We start from the raw sequence: 942 nt of genomic DNA on the forward strand, positions 1-942 counted from the left end.
ATTACAGTGACAGCCGATAATCAGACTAAAGTTTACGGAGCAGTAAATCCGACTTTAACTGCAACTTATGCAGGATTTATAAATGGTGATGATGAAACAATTCTAACGACTCAAGCAACAATTACGACTACTGCTGATACAACTAGTCCAGTAGGTACGTACCCAATTACAGCCACAGGAGCAGCCGCGTTGAATTACACCTTCAATTATGTTCCTGCAACATTGACCGTAACGCCAGTAGAAATTACAGTTACGGCAGCAAATGCAAGCAAAGTTTACGGAGCAGTAAATCCGACTTTAACAGCGAGTTATACCGGATTTGTAAATGGAGACGATGAAACCATTTTAACTACAGCAGCTACTATTACAACTACGGCAGATACAACTAGCCCAGTAGGAACGTACCCGATTACAGCAACTGGAGCAGCCGCGTTGAACTATACTTTCAATTATGTTCCTGCAACGTTGAGCGTAACGCCAGTCGAGATTACAGTGACAGCCGATAATCAGACTAAAGTGTACGGAGCAGCAAATCCGACTTTAACCGCGAGTTATGCAGGATTTGTAAATGGAGATGATGAAACCATTTTAACCGCTCAAGCAACAATTACAACTACCGCTGATACAAACAGCCCAGTAGGAACATACTCGATTACCGCAACTGGAGCAGCAGCATTGAATTATACTTTTGCGTATGTTGCAGCAACATTGACCGTAACGCCAGTAGAAATTACAGTGACAGCTGATAATCAGACAAAAGTGTACGGAGCGACAAATCCGACTTTAACAGCGAGTTATACCGGATTTGTAAATGGAGACGATGAAACCATTTTAACTACAGCAGCTACTATTACAACTACGGCAGATACAACTAGCCCAGTAGGAACGTACCCGATTACAGCAACTGGAGCAGCCGCGTTGAACTATACTTTCAATTATGTT

1 protein-coding gene is annotated in these 942 nt (G+C 42.5%); it reads left to right on the forward strand.

Features of this window, described 5'->3' with window-relative positions; genetic code table 11:
* Positions 1-942 (forward strand): MBG domain-containing protein (locus IW20_RS26520; protein WP_035629146.1); only part of this gene is annotated, 942 nt, incomplete at both ends.

It is taken from the genome of Flavobacterium hydatis, from assembly GCF_000737695.1.
Classification (GTDB): Bacteria; Bacteroidota; Bacteroidia; order Flavobacteriales; family Flavobacteriaceae; genus Flavobacterium; species Flavobacterium hydatis.